Origin of the sequence: Anaerosacchariphilus polymeriproducens (assembly GCF_003363435.1) — a bacterium.
GTDB classification, from domain to species: Bacteria; Bacillota; Clostridia; order Lachnospirales; family Lachnospiraceae; genus Anaerosacchariphilus; species Anaerosacchariphilus polymeriproducens.
Window position 1 is genome coordinate 1 of sequence record NZ_QRCT01000003.1, and the last position, 19,441, is coordinate 19,441.

Annotated in this window: 22 protein-coding genes and 1 pseudogene; 16 read left to right on the forward strand and 7 right to left on the reverse strand. The window is 33.7% G+C overall.

What is annotated here, in order from left to right; translation table 11 throughout:
* The first annotated feature begins 24 nt into the window (after positions 1 to 24).
* The 10 genes from DWV06_RS00305 to DWV06_RS00355 all read left to right on the forward strand — a co-directional run bounded on the left by DWV06_RS00305 (position 25) and on the right by DWV06_RS00355 (position 9,940).
* Complete coding sequence (locus DWV06_RS00305) at positions 25 to 1,791, forward strand: serine hydrolase domain-containing protein (RefSeq protein WP_115480188.1); 1,767 nt, start codon at positions 25 to 27, stop codon at positions 1,789 to 1,791.
* 38 nt (positions 1,792 to 1,829) lie between these two features.
* Positions 1,830 to 2,528, forward strand: coding sequence for a response regulator transcription factor (locus DWV06_RS00310; RefSeq protein ID WP_115480189.1), 699 nt, complete (start codon positions 1,830 to 1,832; stop codon positions 2,526 to 2,528).
* The gene (locus DWV06_RS00315) at positions 2,515 to 3,588 is read left to right on the forward strand and encodes a sensor histidine kinase (RefSeq protein ID WP_147289826.1); all 1,074 of its coding nucleotides are present in this window, start codon (positions 2,515 to 2,517) and stop codon (positions 3,586 to 3,588) included. Before DWV06_RS00310 ends, DWV06_RS00315 begins: the two co-directional genes overlap by 14 nt.
* Positions 3,542 to 4,117, forward strand: coding sequence for a VOC family protein (locus DWV06_RS00320; RefSeq protein WP_328587636.1), 576 nt, complete (start codon positions 3,542 to 3,544; stop codon positions 4,115 to 4,117). Before DWV06_RS00315 ends, DWV06_RS00320 begins: the two co-directional genes overlap by 47 nt.
* Positions 4,118 to 4,174: 57 nt before the next feature.
* On the forward strand, positions 4,175 to 4,354 hold the full coding sequence (locus DWV06_RS00325; RefSeq protein ID WP_115480191.1) for a hypothetical protein: 180 nt from the start codon (positions 4,175 to 4,177) through the stop codon (positions 4,352 to 4,354).
* Between the two features lie 549 nt (positions 4,355 to 4,903).
* Complete coding sequence (locus tag DWV06_RS00335) at positions 4,904 to 5,938, forward strand: hypothetical protein (protein WP_115480193.1); 1,035 nt, start codon at positions 4,904 to 4,906, stop codon at positions 5,936 to 5,938.
* Positions 5,939 to 6,089: 151 nt separating this feature from the next.
* Entirely contained in the window at positions 6,090 to 6,884 is a 795-nt protein-coding gene (locus tag DWV06_RS00340) for a CPBP family intramembrane glutamic endopeptidase (RefSeq protein WP_115480194.1), read from the forward strand.
* Between the two features lie 10 nt (positions 6,885 to 6,894).
* On the forward strand, positions 6,895 to 7,509 hold the full coding sequence (locus DWV06_RS00345; protein ID WP_115480208.1) for a LysE family translocator: 615 nt from the start codon (positions 6,895 to 6,897) through the stop codon (positions 7,507 to 7,509).
* 224 nt (positions 7,510 to 7,733) lie between these two features.
* Positions 7,734 to 9,062 carry a Na+/H+ antiporter NhaC family protein gene (locus tag DWV06_RS00350; protein ID WP_115480195.1) on the forward strand — a complete coding sequence of 443 codons (1,329 nt, stop codon included), beginning with the start codon at positions 7,734 to 7,736 and terminating at the stop codon, positions 9,060 to 9,062.
* A gap of 47 nt (positions 9,063 to 9,109) precedes the next feature.
* The gene (locus DWV06_RS00355; RefSeq protein WP_115480196.1) at positions 9,110 to 9,940 is read left to right on the forward strand and encodes a deoxyribonuclease IV; all 831 of its coding nucleotides are present in this window, start codon (positions 9,110 to 9,112) and stop codon (positions 9,938 to 9,940) included.
* Between the two features lie 209 nt (positions 9,941 to 10,149).
* Here the strand turns inward: DWV06_RS00355 and DWV06_RS00360 are convergent, their stop codons facing one another.
* From DWV06_RS00360 to DWV06_RS00375, 4 genes are read right to left on the reverse strand one after another with little or no spacing between them, the layout of a single operon-like run.
* Positions 10,150 to 10,971 (reverse strand): CPBP family intramembrane glutamic endopeptidase, encoded by an 822-nt coding sequence (locus tag DWV06_RS00360; protein WP_115480197.1) that lies wholly within the window; start codon positions 10,969 to 10,971, stop codon positions 10,150 to 10,152.
* A gap of 10 nt (positions 10,972 to 10,981) precedes the next feature.
* On the reverse strand, positions 10,982 to 11,572 hold the full coding sequence (locus DWV06_RS00365; RefSeq protein ID WP_115480198.1) for a TlpA family protein disulfide reductase: 591 nt from the start codon (positions 11,570 to 11,572) through the stop codon (positions 10,982 to 10,984).
* Positions 11,559 to 12,461, reverse strand: a complete 903-nt coding sequence (locus DWV06_RS00370) for a 4Fe-4S binding protein (protein WP_235828864.1) — start codon at positions 12,459 to 12,461, stop codon at positions 11,559 to 11,561. Before DWV06_RS00370 ends, DWV06_RS00365 begins: the two co-directional genes overlap by 14 nt.
* Complete coding sequence (locus DWV06_RS00375; RefSeq protein ID WP_334293993.1) at positions 12,454 to 12,570, reverse strand: CD1871A family CXXC motif-containing protein; 117 nt, start codon at positions 12,568 to 12,570, stop codon at positions 12,454 to 12,456. The genes DWV06_RS00370 and DWV06_RS00375 overlap by 8 nt, the downstream gene beginning before the upstream one ends.
* Before the next feature lie 184 nt (positions 12,571 to 12,754).
* Between DWV06_RS00375 and DWV06_RS00380 the strand changes: the two genes are divergently transcribed.
* The 4 genes from DWV06_RS00380 to DWV06_RS00395 all read left to right on the forward strand — a co-directional run bounded on the left by DWV06_RS00380 (position 12,755) and on the right by DWV06_RS00395 (position 15,553).
* Positions 12,755 to 13,432, forward strand: coding sequence for a response regulator transcription factor (locus DWV06_RS00380; RefSeq protein ID WP_115480199.1), 678 nt, complete (start codon positions 12,755 to 12,757; stop codon positions 13,430 to 13,432).
* Entirely contained in the window at positions 13,429 to 14,553 is a 1,125-nt protein-coding gene (locus DWV06_RS00385; protein ID WP_115480200.1) for a sensor histidine kinase, read from the forward strand. The genes DWV06_RS00380 and DWV06_RS00385 overlap by 4 nt, the downstream gene beginning before the upstream one ends.
* Before the next feature lie 239 nt (positions 14,554 to 14,792).
* Positions 14,793 to 15,206, forward strand: coding sequence for a ribosomal maturation YjgA family protein (locus DWV06_RS00390; RefSeq protein ID WP_115480201.1), 414 nt, complete (start codon positions 14,793 to 14,795; stop codon positions 15,204 to 15,206).
* Positions 15,207 to 15,211: 5 nt separating this feature from the next.
* Positions 15,212 to 15,553 (forward strand): arsenate reductase family protein, encoded by a 342-nt coding sequence (locus tag DWV06_RS00395; RefSeq protein WP_115480202.1) that lies wholly within the window; start codon positions 15,212 to 15,214, stop codon positions 15,551 to 15,553.
* Between the two features lie 101 nt (positions 15,554 to 15,654).
* Here the strand turns inward: DWV06_RS00395 and DWV06_RS00400 are convergent, their stop codons facing one another.
* Positions 15,655 to 17,070 carry an alanine/glycine:cation symporter family protein gene (locus DWV06_RS00400; protein ID WP_115480203.1) on the reverse strand — a complete coding sequence of 472 codons (1,416 nt, stop codon included), beginning with the start codon at positions 17,068 to 17,070 and terminating at the stop codon, positions 15,655 to 15,657.
* Between the two features lie 290 nt (positions 17,071 to 17,360).
* Here DWV06_RS00400 and DWV06_RS00405 point away from each other — a divergent pair, with 290 nt between their 5' ends.
* Complete coding sequence (locus tag DWV06_RS00405; RefSeq protein WP_115480204.1) at positions 17,361 to 18,245, forward strand: glycerophosphodiester phosphodiesterase family protein; 885 nt, start codon at positions 17,361 to 17,363, stop codon at positions 18,243 to 18,245.
* On the opposite strand, the gene DWV06_RS00410 is transcribed toward DWV06_RS00405, so the two are convergent.
* Complete coding sequence (locus tag DWV06_RS00410; protein WP_115480205.1) at positions 18,194 to 18,574, reverse strand: MerR family transcriptional regulator; 381 nt, start codon at positions 18,572 to 18,574, stop codon at positions 18,194 to 18,196. The genes DWV06_RS00405 and DWV06_RS00410 overlap by 52 nt on opposite strands.
* 121 nt (positions 18,575 to 18,695) lie before the next feature.
* Between DWV06_RS00410 and DWV06_RS00415 the strand changes: the two genes are divergently transcribed.
* Positions 18,696 to 19,091: a carboxymuconolactone decarboxylase family protein gene (locus DWV06_RS00415; protein ID WP_115480206.1), complete on the forward strand. Its 396-nt coding sequence runs from the start codon at positions 18,696 to 18,698 to the stop codon at positions 19,089 to 19,091.
* Positions 19,092 to 19,252: 161 nt separating this feature from the next.
* Here the strand turns inward: DWV06_RS00415 and DWV06_RS18665 are convergent.
* Positions 19,253 to 19,441: pseudogene (locus tag DWV06_RS18665) on the reverse strand (ISNCY family transposase); the annotation flags it as partial.

Consider the following 19,441-nt stretch of genomic DNA (forward strand, 5'->3'; position numbering starts at 1 on the left):
GTCAAAAATGCTTGACAGAAATTTATTACTCAATATTTTCAAAATAATATGAAAAATTGGAATGTACCTGGAGTAGCAGTAGCAGTAGTAAAAAATGGTGAGGAGTTGTATAAATCCGGTTTTGTAGTCAGTGACGTTGAAACACAAAATCCAGTAGATCCTGATTCAACCACATTTCCGGCTGCATCAGTTAGTAAACTATTTACTGCAACAGCTATTATGCAGTTATATCAAAAAGGCAAACTGGATTTGAATGAAAATATTCAATCTTATTTAGATGATATTTCTATAAAAAATCCATATAAAGAAGAAGTCACATGTCAAAATCTTCTGACACATTCAAGTGGATTAGACGAAGGTTCTGAGCTGGATGGAGGTACTTTGGATAAAGATGCAATAAAGTCCTCAAAGCAATATTTTAAGGAACATATTCCGAGTGTAATTATACGACCAAACTCGGTATGTCGTTATTCTAATATAGGATATAATCTTTTGGGATATATTGTGGAAAAAGTTTCAGGAAAATCTTATGAAAAATATGTAACGAATAATATTTTAGAGCCATTAGATATGAAACATTCAAGTGTTAGAATTGAAAATGACTCTATGGCGAGTGGTTACGAGTATAGTGATGGAAAGTATCAAAAAACTTCATTTGCTTATCAATATACTTCTGGTTCTTCAGGCGTAATTTCAACGGTATCAGACATGGAGAACTTTATGATCATGCATTTGAATAATGGAATGTTTAAAGATAATTGTATTATAGATGCAGATACAGAAATGCTGATGCAAAAGAAACAGTTTGCCAATCATGAAGTTTTTGATGGGATGGGAGAAGGATTCATCAGATCTAGTCGTAATGGAGTTCACATTTTAAAACATGAGGGAGCATTACCAGGTTATACAACAACACTGCTATTGTTACCAAACCAGAAATTCGGCATATATGTTGCAACAAATTCACTTAATGGTATGCTTTTTAATTTTGAAAAGACTTTTTTAGATTACTTTTTGGGAGTAGAAAATGTAGTGAACAATGAAGAAAACACTTCCAATAATATAGATAAATATGTTGGTACATATCGAAGTTATGATGGAATTTCAATAAAGAATATCTCAAAAATATTTGCTTCAATTGACGATACTGCAGAATTTAAGGTAAATAAAGCTTTCGATGGAAATTTGACTGTATCTTTTTATGAACAAAGTAAAGAAAAGGTGAGTACAAAACTAATCGATCAATCAAATGGTATATTTCTTAGAAAAGATGGTAAAGGTTATATCACATTTAGAGAAGATAAAAATGGTAATATTAAATATGTTTTTAATAATATTAGTCATCAAACATATTTGAAAATTAGGAATTTAGGAACAATGCAATCTATTTGTCTGAGTCTATTGTTTTTAATATTAATATTATTAGGAAGCTTTTTGATAATTATAATAAAAGCAATAAGACGTAAACTTAAAAATAATAGAAAACTATGGTTAATGAACGGTTTTATAAATATGTTGTATGTTGTTGATTTTGTTGGCATCTTTGTACTAGAAGCTTATATGATTTTACATTATGATTATCGCTTAGTATGGACAATTTACATTTTATTAACAGTTATATTCTTGACAATTTTATTAAATATATATAGTCTATTTATTTTCGGATATGGTATTATAAAAAAGAAGTTTGATAAAAGAACGATACTTAAGTTTACAATGATTCAAATGGTACAATTACTTTTTATAATAAACTTAGCTTATTTCAATATGATTGGATATCATGTTTTTTAAAGTTTTATTGTATATAATTTAAAGAAAAAGGTGTAGATATGAGAAAGATTCTTGTGATTGATGATGAAAAAGAAATAGTAGAACTAATAAAAAAAGGATTTGAAGAAGAAAAATATGATGTTTTAACAGCGTTTAATGGTCGCGACGGCTTAAAAATACTTGAAAATAATGAAATTTCTTTGGTTATTCTGGATATCATGATGCCTGGAATTAATGGTATGGAGGTCTGTAACAGAATACGTTCTTTTAGTAATCTTCCTATTATTATGGTAAGTGTAAAAAGTCAGGAACAGGATAAAATTTCTGGTTTGTTGAAAGGGGCAGATGATTATATGACAAAGCCGTTTTCCGTTGCCGAATTGATTGCCAGAGCAACCTCTCAAATCCGAAGATTTACTTATTTAAATGATGAAAGAACAGACAGACAGCAGATAAAAGTAAAGGGATTGAGTATCAATGAACAGAATCATACGGTAACTCTATTTGGTAAATCAGTAAAATTGACGCCTACCGAGTTTTCCATTTTGCTGTTACTCTCAAAAAATAAAGGAATAGTATTTAGTTCAGAAGAAATTTACAAAAGAGTGTGGCCGGATGAAAAATATTATGAAGGAAATAATACCGTAATGTCGCATATGTGGAGATTACGTGAGAAAATTGAAGTAAATCCTAAAGAAGCAAAAATAATTGAAACAGTTTGGGGAGTTGGATATAAAATTGAAGATGAAGAGTATTAAGTTAAATATTATGTGGAATTTGTTTATTAGTTTAATATTGGCAGCAGTTTTAACTGGTATTGTATCTCTAGTTTTTTTTGCGGTATTAGAACTAATTTCACGGGATTTATATGAAAAATTTCTTGATTTCTGTTATTCTACTACTCCGGCAATGATTATTACAAGTTTAGCAATTATGCTATTATATTTAGTTAATACCATTTTCATTTTTACATATAGATTGAATGAAATTACAGATTCAATAAAAAAAATATCAGTTAATATTCATAAGCTGGCAAAAGGAGATTTTAGAGAAAAACTTTTCATAAAAAGTAATCATGAATTAGGTAATCTAGCCAATGATATTAATTTAATGTCAGATAAAATTGATGCATATATAAAGAAAGAACAAAGATGGAATGAGGAGCGTTATAATATGATAACGAATATGTCTCATGATTTAAAAACACCGATTATGTCAATTACGGGCTATATTAATCTTATAAAAGATAAAAAATATACTAGTGAAAAAGAGTTAAGTAATTATTGTGAGATAGTATCAAAAAAGTCTGAAGATTTAAGTGTTGCCATAAATCAATTATTTGAATTGTCGAAACTGCATTCAGATTCTTTGCAGTTGCAGAAAATAGCTATAACATTAAATGAGTTTATGGAGCAGGTAGTTATATCATATATTCCTTTATTTGAAGAAATGAAAATGAGTTTTAAAATATTAATAAATCCGGATGTTAAATTAACAGTTGATCCAATTCTGATGAAAAGGGTTTTTGAAAATATTATTTTAAATTCCATTAAATATGCAAGTAGTGGAAAACATTTAGTAATAAAAGCAGATAAAATAGATAATCAAGTGACAATACATTTTATTAATTATGGTCCAATGATACCAAAAGAAGATTTAGTATATATTTTTGAAAGGTATTATAGAGAGAAGAAAAATTTGATTATTCAGGGTAATGGACTAGGATTAGCAATTGCAAAGACGATAGTCCAACTTCATGGTGGAAGTATTAATGTTAAGAGTGATATTGAAAAGACAGATTTTTTTATTAATATTTGAAGTCATAGAGATTGAAAAGAAGGTGAAGATTCTGATGAAACTTAAGAACATTTTAATTGTAGTAAATAATATAGAAATATCAAAGGCATTTTACAAGGAGTTGTTTGGTCTGGAAGTTATCGCAGATTTTGGTGAAAATGTAATTCTAACTGAAGGGCTTGTACTGCAGGAGAAGAAACTGTGGGAAAAATTCATTGAAAGAAAAGTTGAAATAGGTGGTAATGATACAGAGCTGTATTTTGAAGAAAATAATTTAGATAGTTTTTTGGATAAATTAGAGAAAAGTAATTTTACGATAGCGTATTTGAATCAATGTATCGAACATGACTGGGGTCAGAGAGTAATACGAATCTATGATCCGGACAAGCATGTAATCGAGGTTGGAGAGTCGCTGGAGTATGTAGCTCGCAGATTTTTAAAGACAGGAATGACAGTGGAGCAGGTGGCTGAGAAAACACAATTACCACTCTCGCAAATAGAAACAATGTCTAAAATATGCAAAACAAAAACTTCCAGTATTCAAAAATAGAAAAAACAAACAATATAACTGACTCGTAGTTTATAGATAAAAAATACAGGAGGTTATATGGAACGATTATTTGTAGAAACGAAACAAGGGAACATTCCTATTGATGATGCAATAGTTGAAAAATATGAATTAAAAGAAGGGACCTTTACTCCGTTTACACATCAAAGAATTGTAGATAAAAATGGAAACTTCTTTCACGAAGAGGTAGAAAAGAAAAAAACTTCATTAAAGAATTAGGATGACGATATAAAAGAAATGGAAAATGGTTTAATGCTATCCACATCGGAAATGATAGATATTACAGAAGGAGCAGATTCGTATCCGGATGCAAATCAAGATGATTAGCTGAAATAATAAAAAGCCAGTGGAATTTAATAAAAAACTTTCACTGGCAATTTATTTTATTCTTTGTTATTTTACCATTCACAACAAAACTTTACCATTCGCAACAAAAGTCTATAAACATTGAAGAATATATGTATATAATTATATAGTGTTTTGCATATTAAGATAAAGCAAAAACAATTTAATCATAATATATTCAGATTCTAGTACTAAACTCGAGAAGGGAAGATGTTTATATATAAAATTCTTGTAATAGTTCAGTTAAAATTAAACAATAATGAACAGTTTGTTGGAATTAGTTTAAACATTACTTTGGAATTAATATTGCTTGCTCTTGCAATTAGTATAATTATTCCGATAATAGCTAGTGCTATACCGTTACGAAAGGGATTACGTGTAACAGCATCAGAAGATTTGCGGAGTGAGTAGGAGGAAAATATTTTGAAAAAAATAAAATTAACATTTTGTATAGGAATATTCTTAGTGTGTATGAGTGTCTTAGTTTCATGCAGAAACAGTGAAAGATTAAAAGTATCACTTGATGATTCTGTTTTTACAATTGTACAACAAAGAAATAAAGTAATATTATATGTATTAAATGAATCATGCCTTGAAAAAAAACAAATTAAGATTACAGATGTTGAAGAGGGGGCGCCTGTTCCAGTAAAAATGTATCAAATATCTAAAACAGAATTAATAATTTTGGTTGGCAATAATTATGGAAAACCTGTACAAGTTTATCGTTTTAAGGCAGATGAGGGTAAATTAAAGAAACAAGGAGAAATTCAAGCAGATAATACGGATTGTGTTATTTATAAGGATAAATTATATACATATTCATATGCAACTGAAAAAAGTCATAAGTATTGGATTCGTGTTTTTTCTATTAATAATATAGAACAGTGTGAAGAAGAAATAGAAATAGCGTATGCTCCTGAAAAGATGGTAGTATCTGAAGAGGAAAATGCGATTTACTTTTTACTAGTCGGAGATAAAAAGGCTACTCAGTTATCAAAGTATTTAATTGATAGTAAAGAAATGAAAAATATTGTTGTTGATGAGAAATCATTTGGATCAGATATTATGTTCAGCCAAGATAAAATATATGTAAGCTTAGAGGGATACAGTGAGAATAGTGAAGTAATACAAGATAATAGGATTATTGTTTACGATAAAGATTTACAAAAAAAAGATACATTCACTACACAAAATTCGCCAATGTGTTTTACTATTTATAATAAAAACATTTATATCGTATCAAATGATGATAGAAGTAGTTTACAAGTTATCTCGCAGAATGATAAAAAGGTGAAAGAAGAGTCGATTATTGATCGTGATTATAAGTCAAATACAATTCAAGTAAAAAACAATGTAATTTACTTGGCAACGAGCAATACAATATATGTAAAAGATAATGAAAAAGTAACTAATTTTCAAGTGAATGGTGAAATTAATTTAATGCTTCTTAGCAATTAAAAATTACAAAAAGATGTGTTTTATATTTCTTTTTATTAGAACGTAGCAGAATGATGCTGCGTTCATTTTATATCTTGCAATTATATGATAAAATATAAAAGTAATTAGTAAATTCATACTGACATAAGCAAGCTAAAAAAGGAGAAATCAAATGAATGGAAATATTACTAAAAAATCAATAATGCTTTTTTTGATAATTACACTTACAATAAGTGCAATGATTGAAATAATTATCATTAATACAAAATCTATGGATGCAACTGAAATTTTGATGTGGACACCAGCACTTGGAGCATTTATCACGAAAAAAATTTATTATAAGAATAAAAAATATGTACTTGGATTCAAAAAATGCAAGTGGAAATACATATGGATGGGAATTTTATTTCCAATCGTCTACTTAGGAATTCCATATATAATCTTCTGGATTGTGTATCCGAACACATTACAATTTCAAATGACTCCTGAATTTATACTGTTCTTAGTGCTGGGAATACCGATTTCCCTTACTACTGCGCTTGGCGAAGAAATTGGATGGAGAGGGTTTATGGTGCCGAAAATGTTTAAGGCATGGGGATTGAATAAGATGTTAATTATTTCGTCGTTGATTTGGGGAATTTGGCATCTGCCTATTATCCTTGCAGGGCTGTATTTGCCTGGAACGCCAATTATATTCAAAGTGCCTATGTTTTTGGTTAATATAGGTTCTGTCAGTGTAATAATTGCAATCTTGACTCTGCGTTCAAAAAGTGTCTGGCCGGCAGCTTTATTGCATGCAGCTCATAATGCTTATGATCAATTAATGTTTGGTCATTATACGGTAAGCGATATAAAGATGTACTATGTTAGTGAAACGGGTATATTGACATCGGTTCTAACAGTTGGAATTGCAGTATACATGTATTTGTCTTATGTCAAATCTTTTAAGAATAAAGAATATATTTAAAGGTGTAGCTATGATTTACAGAGGTTTTAAGTTCGGAATGTTATTACAATTAGCAGTTGGGCCAATGTGCTTACTTGTCTTCAACACATCTGCATCTCATGGAGTGCTTGCAGGATTATCCCTTGTTGTTGCAATTACTTTAATTGATTTTTCATATATTACTCTATCGGTTATAGGAGTTGGTGCAATATTAGATAAAGAAAATGTAAAAAATATTATTAAGCTATTCGGTTCAGTTGTTTTAGTTTTGTTTGGGTCTAATATGATAGCAGAAGCCTTTCACCTTAACTTATTACCAAGTATCCATCTGTTTACAGAAGTAGATGGAAAAAGCATTTTTGCTCAAGGTTTGATACTGACTGCTTCTAATCCCTTGACCATTATTTTTTGGAGTGGAGTGTTTTCTACTCAGGGGATTGAAAACCATTACAATAAAAAGCAGCTTTGCTGGTTTGGATTAGGATGTGTTTTATCAACATTAAGTTTTTTGACTTTCATTGCTATATTAGGCAACACAATTTGTGGATTTCTATCAGAAATTTTTATGCAGGCACTTAATATAGGTGTTGGAGTTATTATTATTTTCTCTGGTATAAGGTTACTACTGAAACATAACGAGTTATGAGATAACGTAAATTTATTTTGGCAGCTAATATTGATTAGCTGTCTATTTAAGTTTGATTAATTATTTACTTACAACAAAATCCTTACAAACTTTATGAAATATAGGTTTGTGAGGATTAATTTGTATAAAAACCATTACATATAGTAGATTTTTGGTGAATTATTAGCTATAATAAAGAAATTGAATAAAAGTAAATACGATATATATTTATAGGGAGAAGCTAAATGGAAAAAAATATTAAAATTAAGGCAAATGGATGGGCGTTGCTGCCGATCGGAGTTTTTTTGGTCCTATATCTGGGCTTAGGAATTTATTACGAATACATTGTAGGGGTAGAAATGGGATTTTATAATATTCCCATAGTGGTTGCGTTTCTGGTGGCAATTATGGTTGCATGTATACAGAATCGAAAGGTGAATTTTAATCAAAAGCTACAGCTAATGGCAGCAGGTGTTGGCGACGCCAATATTATTACAATGATTTTGATATTTCTTGCAGCAGGTATCTTTGTTGGCGTTACAGGAAGAAATAGTGCACAGTCGGTGGCATATTTCATGTTGTCAATTTCACCAGCATGGCTTGCCGTTGTTGTATTGTTTATTGTAGCCTGCTTTGTCTCTACAGCTATGGGGACATCTTGCGGAACGATTACATTGATACTTCCTATAGCAGTTGCTGTATCGGAAACATCCGGATATTCTATGGCTTTATGTGTTGGTGCAGTTATGGGCGGTGCGATGTTTGGAGATAATCTTTCTTTTATTTCTGATACAACGATTGCAGCCTGTAGTACACAAGGATGTGAGATGAGGGATAAATTCAAGGCTAATGTGATGATTGCCCTACCGGCAGCAGTCATCACTTTAATCATTACATTGGTAATGTCTTTGCATGCAGAGCCTGCAAATATAAAAATACCAGAATATAACATCATTACCTTGGTTCCATACCTGATTGTTCTAGTTTGTGGGATCCTGGGTATGAATGTATTTTTAGTATTGATTATAGGGATTGTTTCCGGTGGTATTATTTCTTTGGTTACGGGTTCTGTTACCGGATTTGAATTGATAGGCAACATGGGGACCGGAGCATCCGGGATGTTTGAGACAATTCTGGTAGCAGTACTAGTTTCTGCACTTTGTGGACTGATCAGAGCTTATGGAGGATTTGAAGCTCTGCTTGCTTTGATCCGGAAACTGTTTAAAGGAAAAATAGGAAGCCAGTTTGGAATGGGATTATTGGTAGGAATTATGGATATTGCAACAGCGAACAATACGGTAGCTATTGTAATGGCAGGTCCAATTGCGAAAGAAATGAGCGAAGAATATGATATTGAACCGAAAAGAGCGGCTTCTATTTTAGACACATTTTCTTGTATTTTTCAAGGAGTTATTCCATATGGTGCGCAGATGTTATTGGCATTGTCGACAATAGCTGCTAGTGGATATTCATACTCAGCGTTTCAAGTAATGCCGTATCTGTTTTATCCATATTGCCTTGCGGTAGTATCAATTATCTATATATTTATGCAGAAGAAGAACGTTAGACATTAACCAATTTGATACATAGTAAAATAAAGGGTCATTAGAAGGAGAATAAAATGTTTACAATTGGCTGTCATTTATCAGCATCAAAAGGTTATACAGCAATGGGGAAACAGGCATTGGAGATAGGAGCAAATACATTTCAGTTTTTTACACGGAACCCGAGAGGCGGTCGTGCAAAGCCGATAAATGAAAAAGATATCAAGAAATTTCTGGAATTGGCAGAATTAAATGGAATAAATATTATTTTGGCGCATGCTCCCTATACATTAAATGCTTGTTCCGCAGATGAAAAAGTCAGGGAATTTGCAATAAATACAATGGAAGATGATTTGAAACGGATGGAGTACACACCGGGAAATTATTATAACTTTCATCCGGGAAGTCATGTGGGACAAGGTGTTGAAATTGGAATTAAATATATTACAGAAATGCTTAACAAATTGTTGAAACCAGAGCAGACAACAACTGTTCTACTTGAAACAATGGCTGGAAAGGGAAGCGAAGTTGGAAGGAGTTTTGAAGAATTAAAAGAAATTCTTGATAAGGTTGAATTAAAGGACAAAATGGGTGTGTGCTTAGACACTTGTCATGTCTATGATGCTGGTTATGATATCGTAAATAATCTTGATGGAGTGCTTAAGGAGTTTGATCAAATGATTGGACTAGATAAGTTGAAAGCAATTCATTTAAATGATTCTAAGAATCCTTTTGAAAGCCATAAAGACAGGCATGAAAAGATAGGAGAAGGGTCGCTTGGAATGGAAGCGATAGAGAGAATAATTAATCATTCCAAGCTAAAGACACTGCCCTTTTTCCTTGAAACACCAAACGAAATTGATGGGTATGAGAAAGAGATTCAGTTATTAAAAGGAATTTATAAATAATCATTGTAGAATATTTAATGCTTAAAACAAATGGTTCTTTATTTAATAGCATCGTGCTGTTTTTTGATTGACGTTCTCAGCAAACGAACCAAAATATGGTTGGTAGGATTCAACATGAACACATTTTTTGCGTACTCTGAATCGAAAGTCACAAAAGTTTTCCAATCTCACTGTAGGCACCCAACAACCATAATTTCTGAAACATAGAATTAACTTACTGTCTGCATATCTTGAAGCAGATGCTTGCTTTTCTTTTCCATACGATAAATAATATACATCATAGGAATGATCATTACCAAAGATACGACATTCACAATAGTCTGGTTCATTCCAGTATCAATCCCCGGGGGTAACATAGTAGAAGAATTGATGACGATGTGAATAAGCATGGTCCATTTTAGAGTTCTTGTCTTGTAATAAACAAAGGATACAACTAGAGCCATTACGAAGGTGTAGACACCCTGCACGAAGTTTCCGTGCCAAATTCCGAAGATGAGAGATGAGATTACGATGGCAAACCAAGGCTTTTTGTATATCCGTTCCAACGTGTTGAAAACTACTCCTCTCAAAAGAAGCTCCTCGGCAATGGGAGCCAAAATGCCCACAAATAATAATTCTACTAGATAATATCCATTTGTTGCCTGTTTATCTGCCTGCTCCATTAAATCCATACTGCTTTTGACCATACTGGAGTTGGACATCAATAAATTTACTAAAACATTCCAGATAAAAATGATTCCGGCAATACCGAATCCTATAAGCAAGCTTTTCCACACTCCTTCTACAAGAGAAAAGGTAATCTGTGGTGTTTCTTGACGTTTCACCCATTTCTTGTATAGGACCAACAAAAAAACAATTTGAAAAACAGAGATGAGACACGCAATCCATTCTCCATGTACTTCAATCCAGTTGTTTGGAATAAGTTTAAATACTGAAAAGTCAACAGCCATAGCTATCAAATCATAGCTCACCATGAAGACTGCAATCAACAGTATCTGCCACAATGGCTTAAGCTTTTTAATTATATCCATATGTTACCTCCTATTTTGTCTTATCCTTTGCGATGATTTCATCAATGCGTTGGTTTACCTTTTTTAAGGAATCTTCATCATCAATTGATCCCAAAATTGGATCTCCAACAATGTTGCCGTTACGGTCAATCAAAAATGTGGTTGGAAAACCCTCTAGTTTACTGGAATATTCTAACAAAGAAGATTTGTTTGAAAAATAAAGATTTCGATAGGTAGCGCCCTGTTTTTCGAGTATTTTTTTGGATTCCTTCAAAACAGTCTCCCCATTACCAGCTTCCACATTGATGCCAATTAGCTCTGCGCCTTTTTTCTTCAATTTCTCATTCAGCGCATTGAGTTTAGGAAGTTCTTCTACACAGGGATCGCAACCATTGAACCAGAAGTTCACCACTGTAACGGCGTTTTTGCTAAACAGGCTGTTGTCAACAGCGTTCCCTTCAAAATCATTTGCCTCAAAGGTGGGAAATGCGTTTTCTCCGGTATTTTTTGTTGATTCATTGGTAGTAGTGCTTTTAGCCGGCTGATTGCTTGTCTTTGAACCACAACCTGCCAAAAGCAGTAAACTAGCTAAAAGTATTATTAATTTTTTATTCTTTTTCATGTTTGTTACCTTCCTTTTTCATTTTTTCTAATTTCCATTGAACACTGATAGCATTTGTAGGGCAAGCTTTGATGCATTCGCCACACCGGATACATTCTGGATGGGTGCTACTTTTGATGATGTCCACATCCATCTTGCATGTTTTTGCGCATTTTCCGCAGGACTTACACTTGTTTTCGTCTACTCGATAGTGCAACAGGGACACCTTGTTAAACAGAGAGTAAAATGCACCAAGCGGACAGAACCACTTGCAAAAAGGTCTGTAAAACAAGATACTTATGACGATTACTACCGTTAAAATAATACCTTTAAAGGCAAACAAATTACCCAAGGCACTGCGGACATTGCTACTTGCCAATGATAACGGAATTGCACCCTCCAACACACCCTGAGGGCAAATATACTTGCAGAAGAAGGGACGCCCCATGCCCAGACTGTTTGTGACGAGAACAGGAAGCAGACACACCATCACCACCAGTATTACATATTTCAAATAACGCAGGGGTTTGAGTTTCTTAGTACTCAGCTTTTTGAATGGAATTTTATATAGTAAGTCTTGAAACCACCCAAAGGGGCAGAGAAAACCGCAAATAAATCTGCCAAGAATAACCCCAAAAAATATCAAGATTCCCGTAATATAATAAGAAAACTGGAATTTTGATGAGCCTACGACCGCCTGAAATGCTCCAATAGGACAGGATCCTGTGGCGCCGGGGCAGGAATAGCAGTTGAGCCCTGGAACACAAACAGTTTTTAGATTTCCCTTGTAGATAGTCCCTTTCAGGAAGTTGGGCAAGTGAATGTTAGTAAGCATCGTTGCAATCGCCTGTATCGTGTTACGCTTTTGAAAAAAGTGCCGTATCGCACTAATCTTTGATTTCTTATCCAATTCCAACACACTCCATACATAGTTTGATTGCCTTTGAAAGAACAGTGTACGATTCCCCTCGATAGACGCCCAAGCAAATAAATGCGACCGCTACAAAGAAAAAGCCAATCTGAAGAATGAGTCTATGTTTGTTCAGCAATTCAATCACCTCCTATTTTGTTTGCGAAACAAGCTACAATGATCTTACGAGAATTATCTTAACAGACAGCATATAAAATCTCTGTTAAGAAGAGGAACTTAACACAAACTTTATTCCAATGTGCTATACTGAATAGAAACAGGAGGGATTTATTATGCGTATTTTAGTTGTTGAAGACGAAGAGTCCCTTTGCAATACTATTGCAAAGGGACTTCACCTGTCAGGATATGAAGTGGATGTATGTTTTGACGGCAAAGAAGCATGGGAGCTTTGCACCACGGAAGTCTTTGATCTCATCATTTTGGACTTAAATCTCCCTAACATGAACGGAATGGAAGTATTGCGCAGAATTCGTCAGGGAAATCCCGAGACAAAGGTTTTAATACTCTCTGCACGGAGCCAGATTAAGGATAAAGTGGATGGTCTGGATGCCGGAGCCAATGACTATCTGGCCAAGCCGTTTCATTTCGAGGAACTGGAAGCGCGAGTGCGAAGTCTCACTCGCAGACGCTTTGTTCAGGATGATGTGTGTTTAACTTGTGAGAAGATATCCTTTGATACGAAAAAGCGAATTGCCACTGCTAATGGGCAGGCGTTAAACCTAACTCGAAAAGAAACGGGAATTTTGGAATATTTACTCCTTTACCAAGGTCGCCCTATCAGCCAAGAAGAGCTGGTAGAACACGTTTGGGATGGAAGTGTGAACTGCTTTAGCAACTCCATTCGAGTACACATCTCTGCTCTGCGAAAAAAACTGCGGAGCGTGTTAGGGTATGATCCCGTGGTCAATAAAATTGGGGAAGGGTATTGGATTGGAGGTGTGCCAAAATGAAAAAACTTTCCCTACAGTGGAGACTCACGTTGATGACGGCGTTCCTGATCTCTTTGACCTGCACCGTGTTGAATTTTTTGATTTATTTTTCAGGTTCATCGTACATTGACAATTTTGGTTATTATGTTGTGGATATACTGCCATCCTACGAGGAAGAATACATTCCAGATGAGGAGTGGGAAAGCTTTTATAACGATTATTTCGAGCAGATTTCAGAAACAAAGCAGGATTTCAGTTTAAACAGCTGGGTGATTACGCTGATTATTACACTACTCAGCAGCTCAGTCGCTTATTTTGTGATAGGCAGATCGCTTCGTCCATTACGAGAACTCAGTGAACAAATAGAAGATGTGCAGGCACAGAATCTTTCCAAACAACTTCTTGTCAAAAACGAAAATGACGAGATTGGAAGATTAGCACACTCCTTCAATAAAGTGCTGGAACGATTGAGCGAATCATTTGCTGTCCAACGGCAATTCACTGGTAATGCCGCCCATGAGCTTCGAACACCTCTTGCTGTCATGCAGACCAAGCTGGATGTGTATCAAAAACTAGAACATTCCACGGAAGAAGATTGTTTGGAGACTATGGATATGATCGGACAGCAGACAGAACAGCTGACTCATCTGGTGCAGGTGCTTTTGGAAATGGCAGAGTTGCAATCTGTGCAAAGATCTGACCATATATCTCTGCCGGATCTGGTGGAGGAAGTACTGTTCGACCTCGCTCCCCTTGCGGACAAAAAACAGGTATCGCTGATTCAAGTTGATGGCAAAGGCTCCATAACCGGAAGTGATATTCTCATTTATCGTGCCGTCTATAATCTAGTAGAAAACGCAATCAAATACAACCATCCCAATGGACGGGTAACTGTCGCTGTGAAAAAAAGAAGAACCGGTGCTTCCATTACCGTTTTCGATACCGGATGTGGTATCCCCGTCGAACATCAAGAAGAGGTTTTTGCACCGTTTTTTCGTGTGGACAAGTCTCGAAGCCGTACTATGGGTGGTGCGGGCTTAGGCTTGGCTTTGGTGTGTGATATTGCCCAGCTACACGGGGGAAGTGTTCGGATTGTAGAAAGTTCTTCTGAAGGAACTATAATAGAGTTGTTGATTCCATAATAGTGAAATCACTGGAAAATGTCACATTACAGTTTGGTTGGTCAATTAAAAATTAGTTTTAATTCTGGAAAGACTGTGTTGAAAGAACATGAGTCTGCAAAGTAGTTGATAAAAGAAAGCTTTTATGACGAGGATTGGCTTCCAGCTGATTTAGTACTTATTGAAAATAAAGCTCAATGATGGTCCAATATAAATAAAAAAGTCTAAATAGATGATATTTTAGAAAACAGAGGAAAAATATGACATTACAAAACAAAGAGAAAAGAAAACAAAGAATAAGTTATGCAATAGCATTTAGTACATTATTTATAATAGAAATACTAATTGCGATATTTGTACATGATACCTTTATAAGGCCGTATATAGGAGATGTCCTGGTAGTTGTGGTTTTGTATATGGGCGTCAGAATATTTATACCAAATGGGTGTAGATTGTTAGCAGTGTACATATTTCTATTTGCAACGTTGGTGGAATACTTACAGTATTTTAAACTGATACAGCTTTTGGGAATGGAAAACAATACGTTTCTACGCGTGATTATTGGTTCTGTATTTGATGAAAAGGATATCCTTTGTTATGGTGTAGGATGCATTTTATTAGGTATTTACGAATGGATAAAAATTTCCTTAGGGCAGAAAAGTAGAAAGGAGTGAACGGGTTGAATATACAAATATTTGGAACGACCAAATGCTTTGATACAAAGAAGGCACAGAGATATTTTAAAGAGCGCGGGATCAAATTTCAATTTATTGATTTGAAAGAAAAGGGATTGAGTAAGGGCGAATTTACCAGTGTGAAACAATCCGTAGGTGGAATAGAAAATATGTTGAATCCGAATTGTAAAGATAAGGATGCTCTGGCATTGATTCAGTATATTGCAGATGAGGATAAAGATCAAAAAATACTGGAAAATCAACAGGTACTATTAACTCCGATTGTAAGAAATGGAAGAAAGGCAACCAGTGGATACAAACCAGAAGTTTGGAAAGCTTGGGAATGAGAATAAGATAATTGTAATAAAAAAGTTCCACAAACCTTGATTGAGTTTGTGGAACTTTTTATTTAAAAACAAATGAATAAGGTTCTTCGTTTTATGTTGTACTATTTAGTGTTAACTGACTTTGTTTTTCTAAAATATTCTTTTGTGGTTGTATAGATAACCCCACTCAATGCAAAGATAGCAATAAGGTTTGGCAGGGCCATGAATCCGTTGAAAATGTCAGCGATATTCCATACAGCTTCCACGGTCATATAAGGTCCAATGAACACTGCAATTATGTATAACCATCTAAAAGCTTTAACTGGTTTATTGTTACCGTTTGTTAAATATTCAAGACAACGTTCACTGTAATAATTCCATCCGATAATTGTCGTGAATGCAAAAAATACCAGGCACATCATAAGCAAAAATGATGAAATGGAAGAATTGAATGGAAGGCCTTTGTTAAAAGCATTCGTAGTAACTGCAACTCCTTCAAGACCAATATTCCAAGAATCTGTGATTATAATGCTTAGACCAGTCATAGTACAGACAATTATGGTATCGATGAAAGTTCCTGTCATTGATACAAGACCCTGACGTACAGGTTCTTTGGTTTGGGCAGCAGCTGCTGCGATAGGAGCACTACCAAGACCAGCTTCATTTGAGAAGATACCTCTTGCAATACCTTTCTGCATTGCTACTGCAATAGCTCCGAGTGCACCTCCTGCAGCAGCTCTTAGACCGAAAGCACCTTCAATAATTTTCATAAAAGCTTCAGGTACAGCTTTATAATTACAGATTATCAAGAGAATACAGATTAAGATATAAATGGCAGCCATGAATGGAACAATAATTCCAGATACACTTGCTATTCTTTTGATTCCACCAATAAGTACCAAACCTACACAAAGAGTTACAATGGAACCGGTAATAATAACAGCAATTGAAACATCTGTTCCTAAAATATTTATAGTCATAATATTTTTCGGGTCAAAGTAATTTTGAACAGAAGATGTAATTCCGTTTACCTGAGTAAATGTTCCAATTCCTAAAAGACCGGCTGCAGCGCCGAAAAAGGCAAAAGCTTTCGCAAGCCATTTGAACTTTGGTCCCATACCATTCTCAATATAATAGAAAGGTCCGCCTAATACGTGTCCGTCTTTGTCGATCTTGCGGTATAAAATCGCAAGAAGTCCTTCTGAATATTTTGTAGCCATACCAAAGAACGCAGCTACCCACATCCAGAAAAGTGCACCCGGTCCACCTGCAACAATAGCTGTAGCAACTCCTACGATATTACCTGTTCCGATAGTTGCCGAAAGAGCTGTACATAGTGCACCAAAACTTGAAACTTCACCGGTACCTCCTTCTTCATTTTTGAACATGAACTTAAGTGCCTTCGGCAGATGTCGAAGTTGTAAAAATCCAAGTCTAAATGTTAGATAAATTCCGACGGCTAAGATTAAAATAATAAGGGGAAGTCCCCATACTACATTATCAAACCATAAAATAAAATCATTGATTTTGTTAAACATTTAATATACTCTCCTTAACTTAATAAATTTTATAGGTAATTGCGAAAAGATAGTTTCGTATTTGATAAACTTATATTTTCGTAAATGCCTATTTTAAGACGCCATACATATAATTTACATTGAATAGGAATAAGTTGCAATAGTTTCTCACAAATACTTTATTTTTGTTGTAAATTAATAGGAGTAACAAATTTTGTGAAATGTGAAAAAGAATGATATAATACAAATAATTTAAATTATTTTAAAATTGAATACTATTTAACAGAATAATGGAAGAGGTCTAACATAAAATGAAAAAAAATAAAAAGTATTTATATTTAATAGTTGCTTTTGTAGTATTTATAATAGCTAGTTTATATTGGAATTCTCAACCTTATTATCAAAAATATCACCATATCGCACACGCACTTGGAGGGATAGACAAAGTAGAATATACCAATTCACTTGAAGCTTTAAATCTTTCCTATAATAGGGGAATTCGTTTAATGGAGGTAGACTTTTTATATACGAACGATGGTCATTTAGTCTGCAGACATAATTGGAATGAAGAATTTGGGGATGGGTTTTCCAAAAAAAATATCCCGGATCATAAGACGTTTATGGAATCCAAAATTAATGGTGTTTATACAACACTTGATATTGAGTCTATTATTCGATTTGCTATGGAACATCCTGATGTTTATTTTGTTACGGATATCAAGTCTTATAAGTTCGATATTTGTGAAGCAGTTGAGCTGATTATAGATACCGCAGAAGAACTAGGGTTTTCAGAAATAGATGAACAATTTATTATTCAAGTTTATAATTATGAAGATTATGAAAAAATTAGTGAAAGGTTTTCTTTTCAGAATTTCATTTTCAGTTTGTACCGAATGAAAGATGAGTTAAAGAATAATGGGATAAATGATATTTTGGATTTTTGTATGAAAAACGAAATAAAGGTAGTAACTTTGCCAAAGAAGTATGCGACGAGAGAAATATGCAATCAACTAAAAGTCAATGGCATAAAAGTTTTTGTTTATACCATTGACAGTAGGAAGACTTGGTTGAAATTAAAATTAACAGGGGTAGATGGAATTTATACAAATTATATTTATCCTATGAAAATAAGTCGTTGGTTCTTTCAGTTAATGTCATTTTTTGATTTTTCCAAGCTTGCGATTTTTTCCTCATAGAAATTAATTTTTTTATTTAAATTATTAAGATAATCACACCACTTTTTTTGTTCTTCTAATACATAAGGGTGGTGTGTTTTTAATATTTCAAGTCGCTCTTTTAATGTAGAGTCACCTAAATATCGAAAATCAGCGTATCTTTGAATATCTTTTAATAACATGCCCGTATCTTTTAAACGTTTTATAAAACGTATCCATTCAATATCACTTTTATCATAAATACGTCGTCCGTTAACATTCCGCCCGACTCTGATTAAATTCTTTTTTTCATAGTAACGCAGTGTACTTTCGCTTATACCCGTTGCTTTTGAAAATTCTCCAATTGTCATAATTTTCACCTCAAAATAATGCTTGACTTAAACCATAGTTTAAGTAATATACTCATTTTATAAGAAGTTGATGACTTCTATAACATTGTACAATTATAATTTAATTTGGAGGTAAAAGCAAATGAAAGAAACAAGATTTGAGATTGGAAATAAGAATTTAAAGGAAATTGACGGCTTAGGTGGTGAAAAAGTAATTCAATCATTAAAAGATATTTCACCGGATTTAGGAAAATATATTATTGAATTTGCATTTGGAGATATTTATGCACGGGAAGGTCTTTCTTTGCAGGAGCGTGAAATGATTACGATATCCAGTTTATTAACATCTGGTGGCTGTGAACCTCAATTAGAAGTGCATATCAATGGATCATTGAATGTAGGTGTTTCGCCAAAAAAAATTATTGAAACATTCCTACAATGTATTCCATATACTGGATTCCCAAGAGTATTAAATGCAGTTTATGTTGCAAAAAAAGTATTTTCAGAAAGGGGTATTACTGTAACGTTTGAAGAATAAATAAGAAATCACACTGTCAAGCATTTTTGACTATGTCTCGGAAAAATTAATTTATTAGCACCACCTAACGGGGTGCTTTTGTAGAAGGTAATGTGTCTGTTTTGGCGCTTTTTATTAAAAAAAGGGATGGCAAACAGACCTCATCAGAGGCTTTCGTGAAACTATGCTGTTAGCATTGATTTCGAAATGAGATCATAAGGAACGTGTTTTTGAAATTCATGATTCCTCCAAGGGTGCTTTGGTGAGGGGATTGCTCTTTTTTGCGGTTTGTCAGAAGCGGGTGTTAAATCAAAGTTTTTGGATACCTTCTCGTGTTCCGGAACTTCGTCAAGAGCATATACCTTATCTCC